This window comes from Halopseudomonas sp. L-58, assembly GCF_056859475.1.
Genome location: NZ_JBSXON010000032.1, coordinates 1 through 26,739 on the forward strand (window position 1 = coordinate 1; position 26,739 = coordinate 26,739).

The window sequence follows — 26,739 nt, forward strand, 5'->3', positions numbered from 1 at the left end:
AACGCGGTAAAACTGGTCGGCTGGTTGTCTGCGCAGCCATGCGTAAGCTGCTGCACCTCATCTACGGCGTACTGAAATCAGGTCAGCCGTTCGACCCGATCAGAGCACTTGCACACTGATCGGGAAGACGGTATCTACGCAGGCGGGATCAGGTGGTCAACCCAACCTGCTAACGCCGCCCCCTAAATCGGTCCCTTGCATGCCGTATACGGTGATACGTCACCTGGCCCGCGCCCAGGACAAACAACACCACCCTCCACCGTAGGGCCACGACATGTCGTGGCCGCACCCGGGCAATACGGCCAACACCGTCGCCTGCGCCATTTATGAGCCACTATTCACCGCCGCCCCACCCCTTGCCATGTTCAAACAACTGTTCGACACTGGCTGCCTTTTTCAACCCGTACAAACCAAGGGGACAACCCATGAGCGATATCCGTTTTGACGACAAAGTCGTCATCGTAACCGGTGCTGGCGGCGGTATTGGCCGCGCCCACGCCCTGCTGTTCGCGAAACACGGCGCCAAAGTCGTCGTCAACGACCTCGGTGGCAGCACCAACGGCGAAGGCGCCAACAGCGAAGCCGCGCTCAAGGTTGTCGAAGAAATCAAAGCCGCTGGCGGTACCGCCATCGCCAACCCGGACAACGTCATCAACGGTGATCGCATCGTTGAGTGCGCGATGGACAACTTCGGTCGCATCGACATCGTCGTCAACAACGCCGGTATCCTGCGCGACAAGAGCTTCGCCAAGATGACCGATGCCGACTGGGACCTGATCTACAAAGTCCACGTCGAAGGCGCCTACAAGACTACCAAGGCCGCCTGGGACCACATGAAGAACAACAACTTCGGTCGCATTATCTTCACCTCCTCCACCTCCGGCATCTACGGCAACTTCGGTCAGGCCAACTACGGCATGGCCAAGCTGGGCCTGTACGGCTTCACCCGTACCCTGGCTATCGAAGGCCGCAAGAACAACATCTTCGTCAACGCCATTGCCCCGACTGGCGGCACTCGCATGACCGAAGGTCTGTTCCCGGAAGGCGCATTCGAAAAGCTGAAGCCTGAACTGGTCAGCCCGCTGGTTGCCTACCTGTGCTCCGAAGAGTGCAAGGAAACCGGCAGCCTGTTCGAAGTCGGCGGCGGCTGGATGGGCAAGGTACGCTGGGAGCGCTCCCTGGGTATCGGCTTCAACCCCGACGAAGGCTTCACCCCGGAAGACGTCGCCGCCAACTTCGAGCAGCTGTGCAGCTTCGAAGGCGCCGTCCACCCGAAAGACAACATCGAAGCCCTGCGTGAGCTGATGGCCAACATCCAGAAGTTTGCCTGACGGCCACTTCTGGAGCGGCAAGCTTTAAGCCTTAAGCGACAAGCTAACGGCAAAAGCGCTGCCCGATGTTAAAAAGCCCGCCCCTGGGTTCAGGGGCGGGCTTTTAGTTTGTATTGCGGTAGGATGCTCACTACCCACACACAAGGAGGTTGTATGGCAAAGCGCTGGACTCAGGACGAGTTGCTCGTCGCGCTCGGCTTGTATTGCCAACTGCCATTTGGCCAGTTTCACCGTCGCCAGCCGCTGATTATTCAGGCCGCCAAGTCGTTGCAACGCACGCCGGACTCGCTGGCAATGAAGCTGAGCAATCTTGCTAGTCTCGACCCCCAAATAACCGGCACTGGCCGAAAGGGCCTACCTGGAGCGTCAGAGCTTGATCGTCAGATGTGGCAAACCTTTACCAGTGACACATCCACGCTAATGCCACTAGCAGAACAAGCCCTGGCTTCTGCGCTTGGTACAGAGACAACCAAAGAGCCTGAAGAACCAGCCTCTTATCAAGAGTCTGATCATTTCGCTAGAACCAAAGTCCGCAAGGGCCAACAGCTATTTCGTGCAGCAGTTCTATCGGCCTACAACAATAGCTGCTGTATCACAGGACTGAGTGATGACCGATTCCTGATCGCCAGTCATATTCGCCCATGGCGCATCGACATCCAAAACCGGCTAAACCCAAGTAACGGGCTGTGCTTAAGCCTGATGTTTGACAAGGCTTTCGACAGCGGTCTTATCACGTTCTCCGACGACTACCGACTACTGCTATCGAATGAACTGCGTGACCAACAACGCAATGCGTATATGGCCGCTACCTTTTTCGCCCACCAAGGGGCGGTCTTGCAGCTTCCAAGTAAGTTCTCACCCGACGCGAACCTCCTAGCGTGGCATCGCGAACATTGCTTCGTAGGTGAACCACTTTGAAAACAGCCATCATTAGCCACGCGCCACAGCCCGCATAGCAGCTCGCCGCTTCAACGCTACCACAATCGCCCTCCCAGGCCACACCGAGCGCCACGTCATCACAAAGGCCCCGTACAAGGTGAGTGACCGCTTGCCGTCGGCATCGATTTCGGGTTTGACCAGGCCCTTATCCAACAGCGCATCAGACTCTTCGCGCAGGAAGGCGGTGATTTCGGCGAAGCCTTGCTCCGCCTGGTAGTCGACTGGCTGCAGGTCACCCTTGAGGCGCTGCCGCAGCTGCGCGTGCAACGACATCAATTGCTCAACGACCAGCACATCCGGGAACTGAAAACTCTGCTTGATCGGTAGCGCCGGATAGGCTTCCGGGCGGCTGCTGTTGGAGACGTTCAGCCAGCGGCCGTCGGAGAATTTCTGCGAGAACTCACAGTAGGTGAGATCCTGCTGATTGGTTGCGCTGATGCCGACCACAGTCCCGGCCAGCTTCAATTGCGCGTGCCAGTAGACGCGAAACCAGGTATCGGTATGGCTATCGTGCAGCGACGAGTTACCTACCACAACGAATCCGGCATCTATCATCTGCTCGTCAAAATAGGGAACGCCCTCGGTGCAACGCTCGAAAAAGTCGTCGTCGCCGACCAATTCAAACTGGACGATGGTGGGGATTTTCTGGGTGCGCCAGACGATGAAGGGTCCGATGATGTTCATGAACAGCGGCCCAATCAGCAGCAAACCGAGCAGCCCCCAAAAAGCGATTTCCAGCATACAAATCCCTATACGCAGTGTGTTCGACCTGTCCGAACTCTAGCAAACCCAAGCGCCGCCAGTTACCCGCTACCGGCCGATCCCGTTACTGGCACATTGAAACTGCGACCTGTGCCCCATAAACAAAAAACCCGCGCCGTTGCCGACGCGGGGTTTTCACTTGCAGCTTGAAGCTTACAGCTTGCCGCTGTCTGAAGCGCTGCGCGCTTCAGACATAAATCGCTTCCAGCGGCGGGAAGCCGTTGAACTCGATGGCGCTGTAGCTGGTGGTGTAGGCACCGGTAGACAGCCAGTACAGGCGGTCGCCAATGGCCAGGTTCAGCGGCAGGCCGTATTTGTAGTGCTCGTACATGATGTCGGCACTGTCGCAGGTCGGGCCGGCGATCACGGCCTCTTCCAGCTCGCCCTGCTTTTCGGTCCACAGCGGGAACTTGATGGATTCGTCCATGGTTTCGATCAGGCCGGAGAACTTGCCCACGTCGGTATAGACCCAGCGCTCCAGCGCGGTGTGCGACTTGCGTGACACCAGCACCACTTCGCTGACCAGAATACCGGCGTTGGCGATCAGCGAACGGCCCGGCTCGAGGATGATTTCCGGCAATTCGTCACCAAAGTCTTCCTGCAGGAAGCGGGTGATTTCTTCCGCGTAGGTCTGCAGGGTGTTGGTCTTGGTGATGTAGTTGGCCGGGAAGCCACCACCCATGTTGATCATCTTCAGGACAATGTTGTCCTCTTCCTTCAGACGCTCGAAGATCACCTTGACCTTGGCGATGGCAGCATCCCATGCGCCGATGTCGCGCTGCTGAGAACCCACGTGGAAGGAGATGCCATAGGGCTCCAGGCCCAGCTCCTTGGCCAGCACCAGCAGGTCCATCGCCATATCGGTCTGGCAGCCGAACTTGCGCGACAGCGGCCAGTCGGCGGTGGTGGAGCCTTCGGTCAGGATGCGTACATAAATTTTCGAGCCCGGCGCGGCCTTGGCGATGTTGCGCAGGTCGGCTTCGGAGTCGGTGGCGTACAGGCGCACGCCCTTTTCGTAGAAGGTGCGGATGTGACGCGCTTTCTTGATGGTGTTGCCGAAGCTGATCTGCTCCGGCTTGACGCCCAGCGCCAGTACCTTCTCCAGCTCATAGATGGAGGCGATGTCGAAGTTCGAGCCCTTGTCGCGCAGCAGCGAGAGCACTTCGTTGGCGGGGTTGGCTTTTACGGCGTAGTAGACCTTGGCGAACGGAAAGCCGTCGACCAACTCGTCGTAGGCACGGTCAATGGTTTTCAGATCAACGACCAGGAAGGGGGTTTCACGCTGGTCAGCGGCGGCCTTCAGACGGCTGAAGGTGTCACGATCGAAGTAGTCGTCAAGTTTGATGGACATGGCGTCGGCTCCAAAGCATTAAGTTCGGGTGACGGACCGCGTGGGGACGAAAAGAGGATCAGATATGCAGGGCAGAGGTGCACACGCACGCCCCGCTCGATGAGCAGGAGCCTGAGGTACGCCTTCCGACGGAAGCGACTCTGAACGCTTTCAGCCAACACACAACCCGGGGGTGCGAACGTCTGATCAGTATCCCCACTTTGGTTCGCCTACTTCCCAAGGCGTGCGCCGAAAGCAATAAGCCCGCTCTGTTCCGCGGTCTTGCTGTCTCGTCGTCAGTACTTGAGCCGTATGGATCGTGCCAGCCTCAACGTTCGGAGCGAACCTTAAAACCAAGCGACCCGGCGGTCAATAGCAGGCGACCATTTATCTGAGACAACGCTATTGCCCGGATGCTCCCGGGCACATTCTGCTCGCGTTGAATTTGTTGCAAGAAGTAATGAGAACACCTATCATTTGCGCCTCAATTTTCTCTCCGGAGACCTCCAGTGACAGTAGAAGCCACCACGCCAACCGCAATCGAACCCGCCGCTGCCCCTCTTGGCACCGCCGTTCCCGATGCTGCCATCGACGCATCAGCGGCTACCGTCGCTGCTGATCCCGCTCTGACCTCCGCCCCGCTGGATGCCAGTCTGAACGCGGCTGTTGACAATGTTGAGACAGCCACCACCCTGCTGGACACCCTGCGCGAGTGGTTGATCGTCGGTGGCCCTGTGGTCTGGATTCTGCTGGGCATGTCGGTTGCTGCCCTGAGCATCCTGCTGATCAAACTGTGGCAGTTCTATATGCCAGCGCCAGAGGGTACCCGCGCCGTGCGTCGCAGCCTGGCGCTCTGGCACCAGGGCAAGGCCGACGATGCCATTGCCCAGCTCAATACCCGTCAGGCCGTGCCGGCGGTTCTGCTGCTGGCCATGCGCGGCAAGCGCAGCGGCACCGACCAGCAGCTGCTGCGCGAGGAACTGGAACGTGTCGCCAGCTTCCGCCTTAACCAGCTCAAGCTGCTGCTGCGCCCGCTTGAGGTGATCGCCAACCTGGCGCCGCTGCTGGGTCTGCTGGGTACGGTTCTGGGCATGATTGTCGCGTTCCAGAACATGGAAGCCGCTGGCAGCCGAGTTGACCCGTCAGTGCTGTCCGGTGGTATCTGGCAGGCGCTGCTGACCACTGCGGTGGGTCTGGCGGTTGCCATCCCGGTGGTCGCGGTGCACAGCTGGATGGAGCGCCGCGTCGAGCGCATCGCCGCCAGTCTGAACGACGCCGTCACCCAGGTGTTCACCCACCAGCCCAAGCCCCCGGTCGCCAGCGGAAAAGTCGCCAATGCAGCTTGAAGCCTTTCCGGGCAAGAAGCGTCGCGGCATCAGCCTGACACCGCTCATTGATGTGGTGTTCATTCTGCTGCTGTTCTTCATGCTCTCGTCCAACTTCATGCACTGGCGGCAGATCACCCTGTCGTCGGCGGAGCAGTCCGAGCAGACGCCGGACAAGATTGAAGTGGTGCGCGTGGAGTCCGACGCGGGCCGTGTTACCCATGCCGGCAAAAGCTATCAGCTGCAGGACCTGACAGCGCTGAGCGCCCTGGTGGCAGCAAACCCCGAGGCGGTCTTCGCTGTTGAAGCCGCGCCCGAGGTCAAGACCCAGACGCTGGTGTCGCTGCTCGATCAACTGCACCGCGCCGGTGCCAAGAAAGTCTCCATGACCGGAGTGCTGCCATGAAGCTGGTTGCCGAAAACAGCACCCGCAAGGACAAAGGTGATGATCAGCTGATCCCGCTGATCAACATCGTGTTCCTGATGCTGATCTTCTTCATGGTCGCCGGTCAGATCAGCCAGTCGGACGCCACCTTTGTGTCGCCGCCCGAGTCCATTGCCGAAGCGCCGATTGACGACGACGCACTGCAGATTCTGATCGACGCCGAGCTGACCATCTGGCTCAACGACCAGCAGATCACGCTGGAGGAGCTGGAAGCGCCGCTGATTACCGCTTTTGAGCAGGTGGAAGACCCGGAAAGCTTCACCCTGGCCGTCAAGGCCGATGGCGAGGTCCCGGTCGAGAACCTGCAGGCGCTGCTGCAGCGTATCAAGGCTTCCGGTTTCCGCCGCGTCACCCTGCTGACCCAACCCGGCGAGGCGTTGCCATGATCCGTGCACATCACTGGATTGGCGCCGTTCTGCTCGCTGCTCTCGCGCACATTGCCGTATTCGCCCTGCTGGCCTTCAACCCGCCCAAGGGCACAGCCGCCGCGCAAGGTGAAATGGGTATCGAGATTGATCTGGGCATGCTGGGTGATCTGGGTGAAGCCCAGGAAACCGAGCAGCCGAAGGAAGTCGCGCCCCCCAAGCCGACACCTCCGCCACCGCCACCGGAACCAGCGCCGGAGCCGCCGCGCCAGCAGGCCCAGGCGCGCGTGCAGGCCAAACCCAAGCCGCGCCCGGAACCGCCGCGCGAGCAGGTCGAAGCGCCCCAGCCCACCCCTGAGCCTGCACCGGCTGCGCCTGCCGTCGAGACCGGTCAGAGCGACGCCAATCAAGCGAAGCTCAAGCAGTCTACGGGAGTGGGTAATGCAGCCACGGCCGGCGGCATGGGCGGCGCGTCAACCGACTACAAGGCCAAGGTGGCAGCGAGTCTGGCCCGCAACAAGCGTTACCCCCATGCGTCGCGCCGCCGCCGCGAGGAAGGCGTCGCGATTCTGAGCTTCACCATTCATCGCGATGGTTCTGTGACGGGGGCCCAGATCCGCGAAAGCTCCGGCTTTGCGCGGCTGGATCAGGCGGTACTGAAGATGCTGGAAGACGCTTCGCCCTTCCCGCCATTCAGCGAGGACATGACCGAAGAGCAGATGACCCTGCGTATTCCGGTCGACTTCAAGGTGGTGAACAGCCGCTGAAGCGCGCACCAAAGAGCAACAGCAGTGCCTGAAAGGAAAAACCGCAACGCGGCGTTAAACCCGGTGTTTTCAGTCAACGGACGCATTCCAGAGAAGAACGCGACGTCGCCAACGCGAAAACACCATTGGAACCAGGAAAAAGAGAGCATGAGCAACAAAACCACCAACGCTGCTGCCCTGCCGGGTAGCGACCTCAGCATGCGCAAGATTGCTTCCCCCCACAGTCTGGTCGCCACCTCGCTGGCACTGGCCATCTCTGGCGGCATCGCCAACCCGCTGTATGCTGAAGAAATCAGCCTCGACACGCTGCACGTTGAAGACACCGGCATTCAGGCCGACGCCAACCCCTACGCTGAAGAGGCTGCACCATACAAGGCCCGCACCCTGTCTGACAGCCGTCGCACCCGCGACATCGCAGACACGCCGCAGACCATGACCGTGATCACCCGCAGCGCCATCGAAGACTCGGGCAAGACCGAACTCAAAGACATTCTCAGCGCCCAGCCCGGCATTACCCTGGGCACCGGTGAAGGCGGCAACTCCTTCGGCGACCGCTACATCATCCGCGGCTACGAAGCCCGCAGCGACATCTACACCGACGGTCTGCGTGACCCGGGCCTGATTACCCGCGAGACCTTCGCGCTGGAGCAGGTCGAAATCGCCAAGGGCCCGAGCTCGACCTTCGCTGGTCGGGGCTCCACCGGCGGCGCGGTCAACAGCGTAACCAAGAAAGCCAACCTGTGGGACGACTTCACCACCGTTGAAGGTGGCCTGGGTACCGACGACTTCGAGCGTTATACCCTGGATACCAACCGCGTCCTGACCGACGACCTGGCCATCCGCTTCAACGGCCTGTACACCGAAGCCGAAGTGCCTGACCGCGGCCCGGCTGAAAAGCGTCGCACCGGCGCGCTGATCTCCGGTATCTATCAGCCGCTCGACGAGTTCAAGGTCCTGGCTGACTACTACTACGCGCGCAGCGATGACCGTACCGATCCGGGCACCTTCATGACCAATGGCAAGCCGGACGATGATGGCAAGTATGTCGGCCAGAGCGGTCTGGACTTCCAGCGCACCGGTGCGGACATTTTCACTCTGGGCTTCGAATGGGAGCTGGGTGACGGCCTCAAGCTGGAGAACAAGAGCCGTATCGGTTCGACCGAGAACAGCTACATCATTTCCGCCTACAGCTCGCGCAGCGGCGGCACCCGCGCCTTTACCGGCTGGCAGGAAAACGACTACATCGGCAACCAGACCAACCTCACCATCGACAAGATGTGGGGCGAGGTGCGTCATACGCTGGTTACCGGCATGGAGTTTGCCAACGAGCAGACCGATGCAGGCGGCTACAGTGTCACCCCGAGCAGCGTGCCGGTTAACCCCTACAACCCGGATAACAGCGCCTGGAGCGGCACCACCAGCCGCGGAGATGCGGTCACCAAGCTGGAACTGGAAACCGTCTCGGCCTATGTGATGGATACCATCACGCTGAACGAGGATTGGGAGATCTTCGGTGGCGTGCGCTATGACCGCTTCGACTACTTCATGGACAAGGCCGAGAGCACCGGCCGCGGCGGCGTGATCATTCCTGCTGCTACCTACAAGTACAACGACGCATTCTGGAACGGCCACATGGGCGTGGTGTACTCGCCCTGGGAGCACGGTAACGTCTACCTGAGCTGGAGCACCTCCTCCAACATCAACGGCGGTGAGGCCGATGCCGGCACCAACTGCGGTTACGGCGGCATCTGCACCGACGACGCCGGCAACTACGCCAATGCCGAGCCGGAGCAGTCCACCAACTGGGAACTGGGCACCAAGTGGAACCTGCTGGATCACCGTCTGTTGCTGACTGCAGCAGTATTCCAGACCACCAAGGAAGACGTCATCGAAGGCGGCAACGACTCCTATCAGAGCGGCGGCAGCCTGAATACCGGCGAAAACCGTGTGCACGGTATCGAGCTGGGTCTGGCCGGCAACATCACCGACCGCCTGAGCGGCCAGATCGGTGCAGCCGTGATGAACTCCGAGACCCTAGAGTCATTTGACCCGGCCAACGAAGGTCTGCCCAAGGCCAACTTCGCCGAGAAGAGTGCCAACGCCCAGCTGCGCTATCAGCTGACGCCGGCCTTCGCCTTCGGCGGCACCATGACCTACTCCAGCGAAATCTTTGGTGGCCAGCCGGACACCGGCGCCAACGGCAACATGGTGCTGGACGGCTATACCGTCTACGACCTGTTTGCCAGCTACAAGGTCAACGAAAATCTGGACCTGCGCGCCAACCTGCAGAACCTGTTCAACGAAGACTATTACACTGCGGTGTACCGTGGTGGCAGCATCGTGTACAAGGGTGACGCACGCAACGCTCAGCTGACTGCCCGCTACAAGTTCTGATGCGGCAACGTTGAGCACGACGACAGCGGCGGGGCTACCCCCGCCGCTGTTCCGTTTCCGAGGGAGACTTTTATGATCATCGTCATTCCCGGCGTTTTCAGCCCGACCGAAGTGGAGCGCATACGCGGCCATCTGGACGCCGCCGACTGGCAGGATGGCAACGCCACAGCCGGTGCTCAGGCGCAACAGGTCAAGCAAAACCAGCAGCTGCCACTCGACAGCCAGCTGACCCGCCAACTGGGCGAGATCATCCTGTCCACGCTCGGCAAACACCCGACCTTTATATCTGCGGCATTGCCGCTGAAGATTTTCCCGCCGATGTTCAATCGTTACCGCACCGGCGAAACCTACGGCCTGCATGTGGACAACGCGATCCGCTACGCACCCGGTAGCCCGACTCCGATCCGCACCGACCTGTCGGCCACCCTGTTCCTCTGCAGCCCGCAGGAGTACGCAGGCGGCGAACTGGTCATCGAGGACAACTTCGGCAGCCAGCGCATCAAGCTGGAGGCCGGCGATCTGGTGCTGTACCCGTCCACCAGCCTGCATACAGTGACTCCGGTAAGCTCCGGGGCGCGCACTTGCGCGGTGTTCTGGCTGCAGAGCATGGTGCGCAGCAATCAGCAGCGCGAAACCCTGTTCGAACTGGACCAAAGCGTTCAGGCGCTGACCGCCGAGCTGGGCCCCAGCCACGCCGAGGTCGTGCGCCTGTCCGGCGTCTATCACAACCTGATTCGCCAGTGGGCGGACACCTGAGCGAGATGCCCTGATGAGCCTGCCAGACCACACCCCGCTGCGCGCGCCCCTTACAGCAATTCCGCGTGACCTGGTCAGCGTCGCCGACTACGCCCGCTACGCGCCCGGGTTCATCGCTCCGCCCGTGCTTGAGTACATCGCCGGCGGTGGCGCGGATGAAGTCACGCTCAAACGTAACCGCCAGAAGCTGGATGAGCTGATGATCCTGCCGCGGCCGCTGGTCGACTGCACCCTCGGCGGCACGCACACCACAGTGCTGGGTGAACACCTGCGTCACCCGCTGCTGCTGGCACCGGTTGCCTTCCAGCAACTGGTGCACCCGGATGGCGAACTGGCTACCGCCACCGCTGCCAGCGTGCTGGAAACCGGCATGGTCGTCAGTACGCTCGCCAGCCAGCCGCTGGAAGGCATCGCCGCGCGCCTTGAAAGCCCGCGCTGGTTTCAGCTGTACATGCAGCAGAGCCGCGACTTCACCCTGAGTCTGGTCCGCCGCGCCGAAGCCGCCGGTTACAGCCAGCTGATGGTTACCGTCGACGCACCGCTGCACGGCATCCGCAACCGCGCCCAGCGCGCCGGCTACCAGCTGCCGGCAGACATCGAAGCGGTCAACCTGGCAGGCCGCCCGCCGCTGCCAAGCGCCAGCTTCGATCCCAGCCAGAGCATTGTCTTCCAGGGCATGATGAGTGAGGTACCAACCTGGGACGACATTGCCTGGCTGCAGCAGCAAACGCGTCTGCCGATCACCCTCAAGGGCCTGCTGCACCCGGCTGATGTGAGGCGCGCGCAGGACATGGGACTGGCCGGTGCGGTGATCTCCAACCACGGCGGCCGCACGCTGGACTGCGTGCCCAGCGCCATCGAGATGCTGCCGCGCATCCGTCAGGCGGTCGGTCCGGACTTCTGCCTGCTGCTGGACGGCGCCATCGAACGCGGCACCGATATCTTCAAGGCCATAGCGCTGGGCGCCAACGCCGTGCTGATCGGCCGTCCGCAACTCTACGCGCTGGCCGTCGCCGGCCCGCTTGGCGTAGCGCACATGCTGCGGGTGCTGCGTGAGGAGCTGGAAGTGACCATGGCATTGGCAGGCACACCGACTATTGCCGATATTACCCCTGACGCCCTGATCTAGGACGCCAGCCAGGGCACAGCATGCCCCATTGCTGTGCCCTCTCCTGCCGACCCGCATTACGCACTGCTGTTGCGCACCAAAACAGAGCGGCGCACCACGAGTGCGCACCCCTCTTCATGCACCGTCCTGGTGCCCAGCCCCAAGTGCCCGTATTCCGCGGCTTTGCCCATTCTGGTCTGCATATTGCTTTGAACTGAGCGTTCGCACTCCGCACGACCGCGCGACACACAATTTGCAAATAGAGCGCTAGGGTTCCGGCCGCTGTAGCGGTGACTGGTCCGAGAGCACTCGACCTTTCAGACAAAGGTTACACGGCGGGATAAAAGCCCGGGAGACGATTGGCACCACTGCCAGGAGTGCTCTACGTGACATTGACTGAGAGGTTTCCGATGAAAAGATTCTCCGCCCTGCTGCTCAGCTCCCTGCTGCTGTCGACCACAGCCCAGGCCCAGGACAGCTTCAAGGTCTGCTGGTCGATCTACGCCGGCTGGATGCCCTGGGCCTACGGCGCCGAAAGCGGCATCGTCAAGAAATGGGCCGACAAGTACGACATCAACATTGATGTGGTGCAGATCAACGATTACATCGAGTCCATCAACCAGTACACCGTGGGCGAGTTCGACGCCTGCACCATGACCAACATGGATGCACTGACCATTCCGGCCGCCGGCGGCGTCGACAGCACTGCACTGATCGTCGGCGACTTCTCCAACGGCAACGACGGCATCATCCTCAAGGGCGAAAGCGAACTGGCCGCCATCAAGGGCCAGAACGTCAATCTGGTCGAGCTGAGCGTGTCCCACTACCTGCTGGCCCGCGCACTGGACTCGGTAGGTCTGAGTGAAGCCGATGTGCAGGTGGTCAACACCTCGGACGCCGACATGGTCGCGATCTACGGCACCGACGATGTCACCTCGGTCGCGACCTGGAACCCGCTGCTGAGCGAAATCAGCCAGCAACCCAGCAGCACCGTGGCGTTCAACTCGGCGCAGATTCCGGGCGAGATCATCGACCTGCTGGTGATCAACACCGATACCCTCAGCGCACACCCTGAACTGGGCAAGGCCCTGACCGGCGCCTGGTACGAAATCATGGCAACCATGAGCAGCGACAGCGAGCAGGGTGTTGCCGCCCGCAGCTACATGGCTGAAGCCTCCGGCACCGATCTGGCCGGTTACGAAGCCCAGCTCGCCGCGACCAGGATGTTCTACACCCCGGCCGCCGCACTGGAGCTGACCAACAGTGCGCAGCTCAAACAAACCATGCAGTACGTCGCCGAGTTCTCCTTCGACCACGGCCTGCTGGGTGAAGGCGCACCGGATGCCGGTTTCATCGGCGTGCAGATGCCCGCCGGCGACTACGGCGACAACAGCAACCTGAAGCTGCGCTTTGACCCGACCTACATGCAGATGGCTGCCGATGGCGCGCTCTGAGCCCTGAAACACACCGGGCGCGGCTGCGCGCCCCAGCGGGATGCATATGAAGCGACTGATCAATCTCACACCACCACCGGCCAGCCGGCTGTTCCTTGGCCTGCTGCCGTTCGCGCTGCTGTTGCTGCTGTATGTGATTGCATCGGACGCACGGCTGGCCGAGAACGCCAACGACAAGCTGCTGCCCGCCTTCAGCCAGATGGGTGAAGCCATTGACCGCATGGCGCTGGAGCCGAGCAAGCGCACCGGCGAATACCTGTTCTGGCAAGACACCGCCAGCAGCCTCAAGCGCCTTGGACTCGGCGTACTGATCGCTGCGGCCATTGGTCTGGCGCTGGGGCTGTTTACCGGCGCGCTGCCGCTGGTGCACGCTGGGGTCAGCCCGCTGCTGACGGTGGTGTCGCTGATACCACCGCTGGCGATTCTGCCGGTGCTGTTCATTCTGTTCGGCCTCGGTGAAGCCTCCAAGGTGATCCTGATCGCCATCGGTATCACCCCGTTCATCGCCCGCGACCTTCAGCGCCGCACCCAGGAAATCCCCAGCGAGCAACTGGTCAAGGCGCAGACTCTGGGCGCCAACACCAGCCAGATCATGGTCCGCGTGCTGCTGCCGCAACTGATGCCGAAACTGATCGACGCCGTGCGTCTGTCGCTGGGCGCGGGCTGGCTGTTCCTGATCGCCGCCGAGGCCATCGCCGCCACCGACGGTCTGGGTTATCGCATCTTCCTGGTCCGCCGCTACATGTCGATGGACGTGATCCTGCCGTATGTCGCCTGGATCACCCTGCTGGCCTTCCTCTTCGACTGGCTGCTGGCGACCCTGTCGCGCCGCCTGTTCCCGTGGAACGCCCAAGGAGCCCACTGATGATTGAAGTGAAGAACGTCGGCAAGAGCTACGACGGCAACCCGGTGCTCGAACGCCTGAACGTCACCGTTCAAGAGGGCGAGTTCGTCACCCTGGTCGGCGCCTCCGGCTGCGGCAAGAGCACCTTTCTGAAAATGCTGCTGGGCACCGAATCACCGACCAGCGGCGAGCTGCTGCTCGACGGCAAGCCGATTGCCTCCGAACCCGGCCCGGATCGCGGCATCGTGTTTCAGCAGTACTCGGTGTTCCCGCACATGACCGTGCTGGAGAACGTCATGGCGGCGGTCGGCTTTGCCCAACGCGGGCTGACCGGTTACCTGTTCGGCAGCAAGCGCAAGCAGGCCCGGCAAGACGCCGAAGCGATTCTCACCGAAGTCGGCCTTGGCCACGCGCTGAAGAAGTACCCGCATGAGCTGTCTGGCGGCATGAAACAGCGCCTGGCGATTGCCCAGGCACTGCTCGGCAAGCCGCGCATTCTGCTGCTGGACGAACCCTTCGGTGCACTTGACCCCGGCATCCGCGCCGACATGCACGAACTGGTGCTGCGCCTCTGGCAGGAACACAAGCTGACCATCTTCATGGTCACCCACGACATCAAGGAAGGCTTTCACCTCGGCACCCGCCTGTGGGTGTTCGACAAGCTGCGCCACGACCCGCACGCACCGCAAGCCTACGGCGCCACCATCACCTATGACCTGTCGATCGACCACCGCGCCCGGCAGCCGGCGCCGCAAACCACCGCACAAACCATTGCCCCGCTGCTGGCCGAAGCCGCCAGCTGAGCCACCGAACCACGGAGACAAGGCAGATGACGCTGAATACCTATACCACCGACATTCCCGGCGCCAGCCACTGGTCCCTGCGCGTGCGCAAGGGCACCCTGATGCGCCTGACCGACCTGGTCGGCGACGCCAACGTCGGCATGCTGTTCTACAACCCGGAAAACCTGCTGGAGCGCTACAACGCACCAGACACCCTGAAGTGCCAGCACACCTTCAAGCTGACCCGCGGCAACTGCCTGTACTCCGACATGGGCCGCATCTTCGCCTCCATCGTCGAAGACGATCTGAGTTGGCACGAGAGCGTCTGCGGCAACAGCAACGCCGCGCAGGTGGCCGAGCGCTGGGGCGCGCGTGACTACCAGAACGCCCGCAACGAATGGCACCAGAACGGCTACGACGCCTTCCTGGTCGAGCTGGCCAAGTACGGACTGGGCCGCGCCGATATGGCCGCCAACCTGAACCTGTTCAGCAAGGTCGCCACCGACGACGAAGGCCGCATGCAACTGGTCTCAGGCCACAGCAAGGCGGGCAGCCAGGTCGCCCTGCGCTTCGAAATGGACACGCTGGTGCTGCTGCATACCTGCCCGCACCCGCTCAGCAGCGCTGAAAGCTATCCCTACACGCCGGTGCGCATCGAGCTGAGCCAGGCCGCGCCGGTCAGTGATGACGACTTCTGCCGCAACTTCCGCCCGGAAAACCAGCGCGGCTTCCAGAACAACGCCCTGTACCACCTGGGCAAGTAAGCGAGGACACCATGATCAAGCACAGCTCCCTGCTCCCCGAGAACGCCACCTCGCGCACCACCATCGGCGCCGGCGATTACTACATCGGCATCGTCAAGGCCGGCCAGACCCTGCGCCTGCTGGACCTGGAAGGCAATCAGGCCGCCGATACCCTGTTCTTCAGCGCCGCCAATCCGGTCGAGCGCTACAGCGCCACCGATACCATCCGCGAACAGGGCAACGTCTACCTGACCGCCGGCTCGGTGATTCGCTCGAACGAAAACAACCCGATGCTGGAAATCGTCGCCGATACCTGCGGCCGTCACGACACGCTGGGCGGTGCCTGCGCCAGCGAAAGCAACACCGTGCGCTACGACCTGGAAAAGCGCTGCATGCACTCGTGCCGTGACAGCTGGATGCTGGCCGTGGCCGAGAACCCGCAGTACGGCATCGGCAAGCGCGACATCACCCACAACATCAACTTCTTTATGAACGTCCCGGTGACCGCCGAAGGCGGCCTGACCTTTGAGGACGGCATCTCCGGCGCCGCTAAGTATGTCGAGCTGACCGCGCTGATGGACGTGGTGATCCTGATTTCCAACTGCCCGCAGCTGAACAACCCGTGCAATGGGTATAACCCGACGCCGGTAGAACTCCTCGTCTGGAACTAAGCAGCGGCGACGCAACAAGACACAACATCTTCAGTGGACGACCACTGTCGTAAGAAGCAGCCTGGGACGGCCCGGCAAAGGCTAGCGACATGTTCAACAAGGTTCTGATCGCCAACCGTGGCGCCATCGCCACCCGTATCATCCGCACCCTGCGCAAGCTCGGCGTCGGCTCCGTTGCCGTCTACGCCGAATGCGACGCCGACAGCCTGCACGTGCGGCTGGCCGACGAGGCCTACAGCCTCGGCGAAGGCGCCGCCGCCGACACCTACCTGCAGGTCGACAAACTGCTGGCCATCGCCGCCGACACCGGCGCCCAGGCCATCCACCCCGGTTACGGCTTCCTCAGTGAGAACGCCAACTTCGTGCGCCGCTGCGAGGCCGCCGGGGTCGCCTTTATCGGCCCGACGCCCGAGCAGATGCTCGCTTTCGGTCTCAAGCACCGCGCCCGTGAACTGGCCGAGCAGGCCAATGTGCCGCTGCTGCCGGGCACCGATCTGTTGACCGATCTGGCGGCAGCCAAGGCAGAAGCCGCGCGTATCGGCTATCCAGTCATGCTCAAGAGCACGGCCGGTGGCGGCGGTATCGGCATGCAGCTGTGCCACAGCGAAGACGAACTGGCCGGTGCCTTCGACAGCGTCAAGCGCCTCGGCGCCAGCAACTTTGCCGACGACGGCGTGTTCCTGGAGAAATTCATCGCCCGCGCCCGCCACATTGAGGTGCAGGTGTTTGCCGACGGCAAGGGCAACGCGCTGGCACTGGGTGAGCGCGACTGCTCCAGCCAGCGCCGTAATCAGAAGGTGGTTGAAGAGTGCCCGGCGCCGAACCTGAGCGACGCGGTACGCGGCGAGCTGCACGCCACCGCTGAAAAGCTGCTGTCCAGCGTCAGCTACCGCAACGCTGGCACCGTCGAATTCATTTACGACGCCGACAGTCATCAGTTCTACTTCCTGGAAGTAAACACCCGCCTGCAAGTTGAGCATGGCGTCACCGAGGAGGTGTTCGGCGTTGATTTGGTCGAGTGGATGGTACGTCTGGCCGCCGGCGAAGAGCTGGAGCTGAACGCTCGCCGCGCCAACCTTGCACCCAAGGGCCATTCCATTCAGGTGCGTCTGTACGCCGAAGACCCGTTCCGCGACTTCCAGCCCTGCGCCGGCCTGCTCAGCGAAGTGGCCTTCCCGTCCGGCGACGGCATCCGCATCGACCACTGGATCGAATCAGGGCTGGAAGTACCGCCCTACTTCGACCCCATGCTGGCCAAGGTCATCGTCCGTGCTGAAGACCGCGCCGCCGCGTTAAGCAAACTGCAGAACACCCTGGACGCGACCCGCCTGTACGGCAGCGAAACCAACCTCGACTACCTGCGCGCGCTGACCCGCGACCCGGCGCTGCTGGCAGGCGAGGTCACCACCCGCTACCTCAACAGCTTCCGCTTCCAGCCGGCGCGCATCGACGTGCTGGCCGGCGGCACCCAGACCACCATTCAGGACTTTCCGGGCCGCACCGGCAGCTGGGATGTCGGCGTGCCGCCGTCCGGCCCGTTCGACAGCTACGCCTTCCGCCTCGGCAACCGCCTGCTGAACAACCCGGCCGACGCCGCCGGGCTGGAAATCACCCTGCAAGGCCCAACCCTGCGTTTTGCCAGCGCCAGCCAGATCGTGCTGAGCGGTGCGGAAATCGACGCCAAACTGGATGATCAGCCGATTGCCGCTTGGCAGGTGATCGACGTCGCCGCCGGTCAGACCCTGACCCTCGGCCGCATCAAGGACGCCGGCGCCCGCGCCTATCTGGCGGTGCTCGGCGGCCTGCAGTGCCCGGATTATCTGGGTTCCAAATCCACCTTCACCCTCGGTCAGTTCGGTGGCCACAACGGCCGCGCGCTGCGCACCGGTGACGTGCTGCACCTGAGCACAGATGTCAGCCCGGTTGCGCCTGCCGAAGTACCCGGCGAGCTGCGCCCGGCGATCAGCAACCAGTGGGAGCTGCGGGTGATCTACGGCCCGCATGGCGCGCCGGACTTCTTTACCGGCAAGGACATCGACAGCTTCTTCGCCACCGACTGGGAAATCCACTACAACTCCAGCCGCACCGGCGTGCGTCTCATCGGCCCGAAACCGGAGTGGGCGCGCAAGGACGGCGGCGAAGCCGGCCTTCACCCGTCCAACATTCACGATAACGCCTACGCCTTCGGCACCGTTGATTTTACCGGCGACATGCCGGTGATCCTGGGCCCGGACGGCCCGTCACTGGGCGGCTTCGTCTGCCCGGCGACCGTGATCACCGCCGACCTGTGGAAGCTCGGCCAGCTGCGCGCCGGCGACACCGTGCGCTTTGTACCGGTCAGCATCGAGCAGGCCGTTGCGCTGGAAGCGGCGCAGATCCAGCAGATCGACACACTGGCCGCCAAACCGGTTGAATGGCAACCGGTACCGGTCCACAGCCCCATCCTCAAGCGCCTGCCCGCCGAGCAGTTCGGCGACGAAATTGTCTACCGCGCTGCCGGTGACCACTTCCTGCTAGTCGAGTACGGTGAGCAGATGCTGGATATCCGCCTGCGCTTCCGCGCCCACGCGCTGATGCAGTGGCTGCAGCAAAACCCGGTGGCCGGTCTGCGTGAGCTGACACCGGGCATCCGCTCACTGCAGGTGCATTTCGACAGCCAGCAATTGAGCCATGACGCCCTGCTCGATCATCTGCTCAAGGCCGAGCAGGCGCTGTCGGAACGCCTCAACGAACTGGCGGTGCCCTCGCGCATCGTGCATATCCCGCTGTCGTGGGATGACCAGGCCTGCCAGCTGGCGATCGAGAAATACACCCAGTCGGTGCGCAAGAACGCACCCTGGTGCCCGAGCAACCTGGAGTTCATTCGCCGCATCAACGGGCTGGACAGCATCGTCGACGTCAAGAAGGTGCTGTTCGAGGCGTCCTATCTGGTCATGGGCCTGGGCGACGTCTACCTCGGCGCGCCGGTGGCCACGCCCACCGATCCGCGCCACCGTCTGGTCACCACCAAGTACAACCCGGCGCGCACCTGGACCGCCGAGAACTCGGTCGGCATTGGTGGCTCCTACCTCTGCGTCTACGGCATGGAAGGCCCCGGCGGTTATCAGTTCGTCGGCCGTACCCTGCAGATGTGGAACCGCTACCGCCAGACCCGCGAGTTCAGCAAGCCCTGGCTGCTGCGTTTCTTTGACCAGATCCGCTTTTATGAAGTCAGCCACGAGGAACTGCAGCAGATTCGCCGCGACTTTCCGCAGGGCCGCTATCCGCTGCGCATCGAGGAAAGCCAGTTCAGCCTCGCCGAGCACGAAGCCTTCATCAACGACAACGCCGACGACATCGACGCCTTCAAGCAGCAGCGCAACGCGGCCTTCGCCGAAGAGCTGCGCCAGTGGCACGCCAACGGCCAGTTCAACTTCGAAAGCGAGGAGCTGGAAAGCAGCGACGAGGACGTCAGCTGGCCGGAAGACAGCGTCGGCGTCGACAGCCCGGTATCCGGCAGCCTGTGGCAGGCCGAGGTCAAGGTGGGCGACACGGTCAAGGCCGGGCAAACGCTGCTGATTCTCGAATCGATGAAGATGGAGATTCCGCTGCAGGCGCCGTGCGACGGCGTGGTAACCCACGTGCTGCAGCAGCCCGGTGGCCGGGTACAGGCCGGTCAACCGCTGGTGGTGCTGCGCGACGAGGCATTGGAACAGATCGCCTGAGGCAGCAAAAAAACAGACGCTACCTGATGCTCTAAACGCATCATGTAGCGTCTTTTCGTATCAGTTTACAAACTCCCCAAGCGCGTACTCGCGCGTTTCAATGAGCCTCCCCAACCGACAATAAAATTCGGCTCACCGAAAGGAGTAGATCATGCTATCCGCCCTCAGCGACCTGCTGTGGAGCAAGGTTCTGATTGCCATGCTGGTCGGCATCGGAGTCTGGTTCACCATCGCCACCCGCTTCGTTCAGTTTCGTTACTTCGGCAAGATGTTCGGCATCCTGACCGCCAACCATCACGAGGCGGACGGACGCCACCTCAGTTCCTTTCAAGCCCTGATCCTGTCGGTTGCCGGCCGGGTTGGCGGCGGCAATATCGCCGGCGTTGCGGTGGCCATTACCCTCGGTGGCCCCGGCGCCATCTTCTGGATGTGGGTTGTCGGCCTGATGGGCATGGCAACCAGCTTCATCGAATGTACCCTCGCCCAGCTGTACAAGACCGCCGAACCGGATGGTGCCTACCGTGGCGGCCCGGCCCACTACATCGAACGCGGTCTGGGCCGCAACTGGAAGTGGCTGGCGATGGTTTACTCGGTGCTGCTGCTGGTGACCTTCGGTATCGGCTTTATCGCCCTGCAGTCCTACGCAGTCGCCACCTCCCTGCAGGATGCGTTCAGCATTCCGCTGTACTACAGCGGCATCGGCCTGGCACTGGTGGTCGGCCTGATCATCTTCGGCGGCGTCAAACGTATCGCCCAGGTCGCCGAAGTGTTGGTGCCGATCATGGCTGGCGGCTACCTGCTGATCGCCGTGGTGGTACTGGGCCTGAACTTCAGCGAGATTCCCGCGACTCTCAAGCTGATTGTGGAAAGTGCCTTCGGCATTGGCCCGGTGGTCGGCGGCGGCATCGGCGCGGCGATCCTGATGGGCGTCAAGCGCGGCCTGTTCTCCAACGAAGCGGGCCTCGGCAGCGCGCCCAACGTGGCAGCGGTGGCCTTCGTCCCGCACCCGGCCAATCAGGGCGTGGTGCAGTCGTTCTCGGTGTTTATCGACACCATCGTGCTGTGCACCTGCACCGCGCTGATCATTCTGATGGGCACGGCCTACGATCCGAGTCTGGCCGATTCCAGCCAGGGTGTGGCCCTGACCCAGGCATCGCTGGCCACCCACATCGGTGAGTGGGGCCGGGTGTTCGTCAGCATTGCCATGCTGCTGTTCGGCTTCAGCACCGTGCTCTACAACTATTACCTCGGTGAGAACAGCGTCAGCTACCTGACTACCGGCCGCAGCAACGAATTCGTCATGAACGGTTTCCGCGTCGTGGTGATCTGCCTGTGCTGTCTGGGCGCGATCATGGATCTGGGCACCGTATTCGGCTTTGCCGACCTGACCATGGGCCTGTTGGCGCTGGTCAACCTGATTGCCCTGGCGCTGCTGTTCAAGACCGGCAAGCGCGTACTCGGTGACTACGACCGTCAGCTCAAGAGCGGCAACAAGGCGCCGACCTTCCACGCAGAAGAGTACGCCGACCTGGATCTGGACCACGAGTCCTGGCCGGCCAGCCAGCGCAACGACAACCACTGACCCCTGCCCCGAGCGCCGGGCCCCCGGCGCTCCGTTTCCTCTGGAAGCACACCCATGAATACCCGTTCAGAACACGATCTGCTTGGTGATCTCGATGTACCCGAAGATGCCTGGTACGGCATCCAGACCCTGCGTGCGGCAACCAACTTTGCCATTACCGGGGTGCCGATTTCCCACTTCCCGGAGCTGATTCAGGCTCTGGCGCAGGTGAAACAGGCCTCGGCGCTGACCAACCGCGACTTCGGCCTGCTCAGTCAGGAAAAGACCGACGTCATCATCTCCGCCTGCGAAGACATCGCCAGCGGTCTGTATCACGATCAGTTTATCGTTGACGTCATTCAGGGCGGCGCCGGCACCTCGACCAACATGAACGCCAACGAGGTGATCGCCAACGTCGCGCTGGCCAAGCTGGGGCACGGCCGTGGCGAGTATCGCTACTTGCATCCGAATGACGACGTCAACCGCTCGCAGTCGACCAACGACGCCTACCCGACCGCGGCCTGCCTCGGCATCCAGTTTGCCGCCGACAATTTCGTCCCCGCGCTGGCCTCGCTGAAGGCCGCACTGGAAGACAAGGGCCGCGAGTTCGCGCATATCCTGAAGATGGGCCGCACCCAGCTGCAGGACGCCGTTCCGATGACGCTGGGCCAAGAGTTCGACGCCTTTGCCGTCAACCTCGGCGAAGATATCGACCGCATTCGCGAAGCCTGCGCGCTGCTGTGTGAGGTCAACCTGGGCGGCACCGCCATCGGTACCGGCATCAACACCCCGGACGGCTACTCGGCCAAAGTGGTCGCACGGCTGGCCGAGGTGTCCGGCAAGCCGCTGGTCCCGGCCTGCAACCTGGTCGAGGCGACGTCCGACATGGGTGCCTTCGTGTTCTTCTCCGGTATCCTCAAGCGCCTGGCGATCAAGCTGAGCAAGATGAGCAACGACCTGCGCCTGCTCTCCAGCGGCCCGCGCACAGGGCTCGGTGAAATCCAGCTGCCGCCGATGCAGCCCGGCTCCTCGATCATGCCGGGCAAGGTCAACCCGGTGATCCCCGAGGCGATGAACCAGACTGCGTATCAGGTCATCGCTGCCGATCTGGCGGTGACCCTGGCCGCGGAGGCCGGGCAGCTGCAGCTCAACGCGATGGAGCCGATGATCATCTACAACCTGCTGAACTCGCTGAAGATGCTCAAGGAAGCCTGCCAGATGCTCGAACATCGCTGCATTCGTGGCATCATCGCCAACGAACAGGCGTGCGCCGCCCACGTCGACAACAGTATCGGTATCATCACCGCGCTGGTGCCGCACATCGGCTACAGCAATGCCTCGCGCATCGCCCATACGGCGCTGATGACCGGCAGCACGGTCAAGGCGCTGATCATCGAGGAGAATCTGATGAGCGAATCGGAACTCAACCGCCTGCTGAGCCCGCAGTCCATGCTGGCACCGCAAAAGGCCGCCTCATGACCGCCGAGGTGCTGATCCTGCACACCGGCGGCACCATCGGCATGGTGCCCGGCCCGCATGGGCTGGCACCGGCCCCCGGTCTGCGCCAGCGTATCGAGCAGCAGTTGGGCAGCAGCCTGCAACAGTTGCCCGGCTTCGACCTGCTGGAGATCGACCCACTGATCGACAGCGCCAACATCACCCCGGCGCACTGGCAGCAGCTCGCCGCGCTGCTGGCCGAAAACTGGGAGCGCTACCGCGGCTTCATCATTCTGCACGGCACCGACACCATGGCCTACAGCGCTGCGGCCCTAGCGTTCATGCTCGGCGCCAGCGAACGCAACGTGCTGTTCACCGGCTCGCAGGTGCCGCTCGGGCTGCCGCGCAGCGACGCGGTGGCGCATCTGCAGGCGGCGCTGCAATTGGCAGCCGGGCCGCGCCTGCGCAATGTCAGCCTGGTGTTCAACAACCGACTGCTCAACGGCAGCCGCCTGCGCAAAGTCAGCAGCCAGCAGTTTCAGGCCTTCGACACCCCCAACGCGGCGCCGCTGGCCGAACTCAATATCCGCCCGCAGCTGTATACCGAGCGATTGCTTGGCGAAGCCATCGCCAGCCGTCATCCGCGCGAAGCCGCCGCCCTCGACTTCCAGCCGGGTGCGGTTGCCATGCTCTGCCTGCATCCATCGATGCCGCCAGCCCTGTACGACGCGATTCTGGCCGACAGTAACTGCAAGGCGGTGGTGTTGCAGAGTTTCGGCGCGGGCAACGTGCCCAGCCGCGATCCGGCGTTCGACGCCTTTATCAAGCGCGCCGGAGCAAGTGACAAGGTCATGGTCAACGTGACCCAGTGCCTGCAAGGCGGCATCAGCCCCGGCGCCTATGCCGCGAGCGCGGGCCTGCAGGATCAGGGTGTGCTGAGTGGCGGTGACATGACACCGGAAGCGGCGTTCTGCAAACTGCACTGGCTGCTGGCGGGCGGGCGCGATACAGCAGCCGTAATCCGCGACTGGTCACTCAACCTGAGCGACGAACGGACGATCTAAAACCGTGCCCGGAAGTGCCACTCTCCCGGGCCAATGTCGTTGCGGATCGCCGCGCGGATATCCGCGTCCAGCGCCGGATCATCACAGGCGTACAGCCCGCACAGCGCCAGCACCCGCTGCCGATCCACCTCACGCCCGAGGTACTCGTACAGCACCCGTGTACAGCACGGCACCCGCTCGCCACTGCCGGATACGCCGATGCGCAGACCGGTCAGGCGATCCACCCGGTTGCGGAACGAGGGATAGAGTACCGTCTGGGTCATCTCGAAGTTGGTCAGGGTTTCGTAGTCGGAGAGAAAGATACGGTCCGACAGGAACTGCACCATGCCCCGGTAAACACCGTGAAACGGTTTGCTGCCCGTCCGCTCGCGAATGCGCTCGGTACGCTGGTAGTAGGTCTTGCCGTCGTGCTCTTCCAGACACACCAGCGTGCGCAGGATGCTGCCCGGATAGGCCATCGACAGGTAGTACTCGAAGTAATAGCCGAGGTATTTGTCGAGCCCGTTCTGGCCGGCACGGTTCAGCCGCTGCAGGTATTGCTGCTCCAGCGAGTCGGGCTGTAACGGCAGCAACGCCGTTCGCTCGCCCTGCTGCGGGCGCACCTGAATCAACCGCTGGAACTGGCCGTGGGGCAACAGCATCTCGTGAACTTCAACACCGAAAAAGTCGCACAGTCGGCGCATGGTGCTGTCGGACGGTCGATTGATGCCGTTCAAATAGCGATTGAACTGAGGGCGGTTGATACCCAGCCGTCGACACACCTCGGCGGTGGACTTGTAGTAGCTGCACAGCAGCCGCAGGTTGTCGCCAAAATCGTCGTGCATGGTCGCCCTCACTCGTGACCGCAATAGTAGTTCAAACTGCCGGCAGGCGGCACCGGGCGCTGTACACGTTTTAGCCTTTGTCATCCCCCGCCCGATCAGCGACAATACGCAGCTATTTTTCAAGCCTCGTCCGGACCCGGCCTGCACCGTGCAGCGACCGCGTCCCGCCACTACTCAGTAGCCGACATGTCCAACGCCATCGAAAAAGAAGTCGCCAAACGGCGCACCTTCGCCATCATCTCTCACCCGGATGCGGGTAAGACCACCATCACAGAACGTCTGCTGCTCATGGGCCAGGCGATCAGCGTGGCCGGCACGGTCAAATCGCGTAAATCCGACCGCCACGCCACCTCCGACTGGATGGCGATGGAAAAGGAGCGGGGCATTTCGGTGACCACGTCGGTGATGCAGTTCCCCTATCGCGACGCGATGGTCAACCTGCTCGACACCCCCGGCCACGAAGACTTCTCGGAAGATACCTACCGCACCCTGACCGCGGTGGACTCGGCGCTGATGGTGCTCGACGGCGGTAAGGGTGTCGAGCCGCGCACCATTGCGCTGATGGACGTCTGCCGCCTGCGCGACACGCCCATCGTCAGCTTCGTCAACAAACTCGACCGCGACATCCGCGACCCGATCGAGTTGCTCGACGAAATCGAGGCAGTGCTGAACATCAAGGCCGCCCCGATCACCTGGCCGATTGGCTGCTACCGCGACTTCAAGGGCGTCTACCACCTGGCCGACGACAAGATCATTGTCTACGTCCCGGGCCACGGTCACGAGCGCACCGAGCAGCAGGTCATCGATGGCCTGGACTCCGATGCCGCCCGCGCCCATCTGGGCGATCTGTACGACGACTTCGTCGAGCAACTCGAACTGGTACAGGGTGCCTGCCACGAGTTCGATCAGGACGCCTTCCTCAAGGGCGAACTGACTCCGGTATTCTTCGGTACGGCGCTGGGCAACTTCGGTGTTGATCAGGTGCTGGACGCCATCGTCGACTGGGCCCCGCGCCCGCAACCGCGCGCCAGCCACGAGCGTGAGGTGCAGCCGACCGAAGCGCCGTTCACCGGTTTCGTGTTCAAGATCCAGGCGAACATGGACCCCAAACACCGCGACCGCATCGCCTTCGTGCGTATCTGCTCCGGCCGTTACGAAAAGGGCATGAAGCTGTTCCACGTTCGCACCGGCAAGGAAGTGCGCATCGCCGATGCGCTGACCTTCTTCGCCGCCGAGCGTGAGCATCTGGAAGAAGCCTGGGCCGGCGACATCATCGGTCTGCACAACCACGGCACCATCCAGATCGGCGACACCTTTACCGAAGGCGAGAAGATCGGCTTTACCGGCATCCCGCACTTTGCCCCGGAACTGTTCCGCCGCGTGCGCCTGAAAGACCCGCTGAAATCCAAGCAGCTGCGCCAGGGCCTGCAGGAACTGGCCGAGGAAGGCGCCACCCAGGTGTTCTTCCCCGAGCGCAACAACGACATCATCCTCGGCGCAGTCGGTGTACTGCAGTTCGACGTGGTCGCCGAGCGCCTGAAGCAGGAATACAAGGTCGAGTGCATGTACGAACCGGTCAACGTCTGGTCCGCCCGCTGGGTCGAATCCGGTGATCGCAAGAAACTCGACGAATTCAGCAAGAAGGCCACCGAGAACCTCGCAGTCGATGGCGGCGGTCACCTGACCTACCTGGCGCCGACCCGAGTCAACCTCAGCCTGACCGAAGAACGCTGGCCGGAAATTGAATTCCGCGCGACGCGAGAGCATCACTGAGCCGCTACGCGGCTCAGCTGCAAGCCTCAAGCTGCAAGTAACACCCGTGCGGTCACCAGCTGCGCGGGTAGTTTGAGGGCACTGCAACTGCAAACGACCGCGATAACTTCCACCGCACTCCCGCAGGGCCCACAGTCTGTCCTCGCTTTTCGCTTTTCGCTTGTAGCTTGTAGCTTGTAGCTTGTAGCTTGAGGCTTGCACCTGACCCGGGCAGCGGCTTCCAGCTTGGAGCTCGCTACGCGTAAGGCTAGCGTTCCCCCCATGCCCTACATCCACACCCACAGCCATCTCAACTTCGCTGCCTTCGAGCCTCATGCCGATCAGGTGTTGAGCGACTGCGCGCGCCTCGGTGTCCAGCGG

Annotated in this window: 22 protein-coding genes, 1 pseudogene and 1 riboswitch; of the genes and pseudogenes, 20 read left to right on the forward strand and 3 right to left on the reverse strand. The window is 62.5% G+C overall.

Going from position 1 to position 26,739, the window contains the following annotated elements:
• From AC13EY_RS02335 to AC13EY_RS02345, 3 genes and pseudogenes are all read left to right on the forward strand, one after another.
• Positions 1-119, forward strand: a pseudogene (locus AC13EY_RS02335) (IS110 family transposase); the annotation flags it as partial.
• A 306-nt stretch (positions 120-425) separates the two neighbouring features.
• Positions 426-1,331 (forward strand): SDR family oxidoreductase, encoded by a 906-nt coding sequence (locus tag AC13EY_RS02340; RefSeq protein WP_096003905.1) that lies wholly within the window; start codon positions 426-428, stop codon positions 1,329-1,331.
• A 153-nt stretch (positions 1,332-1,484) separates the two neighbouring features.
• Entirely contained in the window at positions 1,485-2,249 is a 765-nt protein-coding gene (locus AC13EY_RS02345) for an HNH endonuclease (protein WP_335598635.1), read from the forward strand.
• 12 nt (positions 2,250-2,261) lie between these two features.
• Here the strand turns inward: AC13EY_RS02345 and AC13EY_RS02350 are convergent, their stop codons facing one another.
• Positions 2,262-3,011, reverse strand: coding sequence for a hypothetical protein (locus tag AC13EY_RS02350; protein WP_335598636.1), 750 nt, complete (start codon positions 3,009-3,011; stop codon positions 2,262-2,264).
• Between the two features lie 208 nt (positions 3,012-3,219).
• Complete coding sequence (locus AC13EY_RS02355) at positions 3,220-4,383, reverse strand: type III PLP-dependent enzyme (protein WP_335598637.1); 1,164 nt, start codon at positions 4,381-4,383, stop codon at positions 3,220-3,222.
• A 488-nt stretch (positions 4,384-4,871) separates the two neighbouring features.
• Here AC13EY_RS02355 and AC13EY_RS02360 point away from each other — a divergent pair, with 488 nt between their 5' ends.
• The 16 genes from AC13EY_RS02360 to AC13EY_RS02435 all read left to right on the forward strand — a co-directional run bounded on the left by AC13EY_RS02360 (position 4,872) and on the right by AC13EY_RS02435 (position 23,782).
• Positions 4,872-5,708 (forward strand): MotA/TolQ/ExbB proton channel family protein, encoded by an 837-nt coding sequence (locus tag AC13EY_RS02360; protein WP_335598638.1) that lies wholly within the window; start codon positions 4,872-4,874, stop codon positions 5,706-5,708.
• Entirely contained in the window at positions 5,698-6,093 is a 396-nt protein-coding gene (locus tag AC13EY_RS02365) for an ExbD/TolR family protein (RefSeq protein ID WP_170063071.1), read from the forward strand. Before AC13EY_RS02360 ends, AC13EY_RS02365 begins: the two co-directional genes overlap by 11 nt.
• Positions 6,090-6,518 (forward strand): ExbD/TolR family protein, encoded by a 429-nt coding sequence (locus tag AC13EY_RS02370; protein WP_335598639.1) that lies wholly within the window; start codon positions 6,090-6,092, stop codon positions 6,516-6,518. The genes AC13EY_RS02365 and AC13EY_RS02370 overlap by 4 nt, the downstream gene beginning before the upstream one ends.
• Entirely contained in the window at positions 6,515-7,264 is a 750-nt protein-coding gene (locus AC13EY_RS02375; RefSeq protein WP_482875896.1) for an energy transducer TonB, read from the forward strand. The genes AC13EY_RS02370 and AC13EY_RS02375 overlap by 4 nt, the downstream gene beginning before the upstream one ends.
• A gap of 147 nt (positions 7,265-7,411) precedes the next feature.
• A complete protein-coding gene (locus tag AC13EY_RS02380; RefSeq protein ID WP_228245382.1) occupies positions 7,412-9,658 on the forward strand; it encodes a TonB-dependent receptor in 2,247 nt (748 codons plus the stop codon).
• A gap of 72 nt (positions 9,659-9,730) precedes the next feature.
• The gene (locus AC13EY_RS02385) at positions 9,731-10,414 is read left to right on the forward strand and encodes a Fe2+-dependent dioxygenase (protein ID WP_228245384.1); all 684 of its coding nucleotides are present in this window, start codon (positions 9,731-9,733) and stop codon (positions 10,412-10,414) included.
• A gap of 13 nt (positions 10,415-10,427) precedes the next feature.
• Positions 10,428-11,543, forward strand: coding sequence for an alpha-hydroxy acid oxidase (locus AC13EY_RS02390; protein WP_335598640.1), 1,116 nt, complete (start codon positions 10,428-10,430; stop codon positions 11,541-11,543).
• Positions 11,544-11,778: 235 nt separating this feature from the next.
• Positions 11,779-11,879: riboswitch (guanidine-I (ykkC/yxkD leader) on the forward strand.
• A 53-nt stretch (positions 11,880-11,932) separates the two neighbouring features.
• Complete coding sequence (locus AC13EY_RS02395) at positions 11,933-12,976, forward strand: putative urea ABC transporter substrate-binding protein (protein ID WP_335598641.1); 1,044 nt, start codon at positions 11,933-11,935, stop codon at positions 12,974-12,976.
• A 46-nt stretch (positions 12,977-13,022) separates the two neighbouring features.
• A complete protein-coding gene (locus tag AC13EY_RS02400) occupies positions 13,023-13,841 on the forward strand; it encodes an ABC transporter permease (RefSeq protein WP_088274645.1) in 819 nt (272 codons plus the stop codon).
• Complete coding sequence (locus AC13EY_RS02405; protein WP_482875900.1) at positions 13,841-14,623, forward strand: ABC transporter ATP-binding protein; 783 nt, start codon at positions 13,841-13,843, stop codon at positions 14,621-14,623. The genes AC13EY_RS02400 and AC13EY_RS02405 overlap by 1 nt, the downstream gene beginning before the upstream one ends.
• A 26-nt stretch (positions 14,624-14,649) precedes the next feature.
• Entirely contained in the window at positions 14,650-15,366 is a 717-nt protein-coding gene (locus AC13EY_RS02410; RefSeq protein WP_482875902.1) for an urea amidolyase associated protein UAAP1, read from the forward strand.
• 11 nt (positions 15,367-15,377) lie between these two features.
• Positions 15,378-16,016: an urea amidolyase associated protein UAAP2 gene (locus AC13EY_RS02415; RefSeq protein WP_482875904.1), complete on the forward strand. Its 639-nt coding sequence runs from the start codon at positions 15,378-15,380 to the stop codon at positions 16,014-16,016.
• A gap of 89 nt (positions 16,017-16,105) precedes the next feature.
• Complete coding sequence (gene uca / locus AC13EY_RS02420) at positions 16,106-19,720, forward strand: urea carboxylase (protein WP_482875905.1); 3,615 nt, start codon at positions 16,106-16,108, stop codon at positions 19,718-19,720.
• 151 nt (positions 19,721-19,871) lie between these two features.
• On the forward strand, positions 19,872-21,302 hold the full coding sequence (locus AC13EY_RS02425; protein ID WP_482875907.1) for an alanine/glycine:cation symporter family protein: 1,431 nt from the start codon (positions 19,872-19,874) through the stop codon (positions 21,300-21,302).
• Between the two features lie 54 nt (positions 21,303-21,356).
• Complete coding sequence (locus AC13EY_RS02430) at positions 21,357-22,760, forward strand: aspartate ammonia-lyase (RefSeq protein WP_482875909.1); 1,404 nt, start codon at positions 21,357-21,359, stop codon at positions 22,758-22,760.
• Complete coding sequence (locus tag AC13EY_RS02435; RefSeq protein WP_482875911.1) at positions 22,757-23,782, forward strand: asparaginase; 1,026 nt, start codon at positions 22,757-22,759, stop codon at positions 23,780-23,782. Before AC13EY_RS02430 ends, AC13EY_RS02435 begins: the two co-directional genes overlap by 4 nt.
• On the opposite strand, the gene AC13EY_RS02440 is transcribed toward AC13EY_RS02435, so the two are convergent.
• Complete coding sequence (locus tag AC13EY_RS02440; protein ID WP_269688016.1) at positions 23,779-24,606, reverse strand: helix-turn-helix transcriptional regulator; 828 nt, start codon at positions 24,604-24,606, stop codon at positions 23,779-23,781. The two genes, AC13EY_RS02435 and AC13EY_RS02440, sit on opposite strands and share 4 nt — an antisense overlap.
• Positions 24,607-24,792: 186 nt before the next feature.
• Here AC13EY_RS02440 and AC13EY_RS02445 point away from each other — a divergent pair, with 186 nt between their 5' ends.
• Complete coding sequence (locus AC13EY_RS02445; RefSeq protein WP_088274628.1) at positions 24,793-26,379, forward strand: peptide chain release factor 3; 1,587 nt, start codon at positions 24,793-24,795, stop codon at positions 26,377-26,379.
• Positions 26,380-26,739 lie beyond the last annotated feature (360 nt).